At 62.2% G+C, this 254-nt stretch carries 1 protein-coding gene; it reads left to right on the forward strand.

The features are described 5' to 3' along the window. The coding region (locus tag JAO32_RS19850; RefSeq protein WP_334243629.1) for a glycoside hydrolase domain-containing protein at nucleotides 1-254 on the forward strand (254 nt) is incomplete at both ends.

Below are 254 nucleotides of genomic sequence, written 5' to 3' on the forward strand. Positions count from 1 at the left end.
CCGCTGCTCACCATCATTGACCCCGACCGCGACGCCGCCATGGTGCGCTCGCTCATCTACAAAGGCGAAGAGGGCGGCTTCCTTCCCATCTTCCCCATGTGGAACAGCTACACCTCCGCCATGGTCGGCGACCACGCCGCCGTCATCATCGCCGACGCCTACCTGAAGGGCATCCGCGGCTTCGAAATCAACCGCGCCTACCCGCTCATGCGTCGCAACGCTTTCGAGCAGCCTAAGACCATCGAGGAATACAA

This window comes from Terriglobus sp. ADX1 (genome assembly GCF_036877645.1).
Lineage (GTDB): Bacteria > Acidobacteriota > Terriglobia > Terriglobales > Acidobacteriaceae > Terriglobus.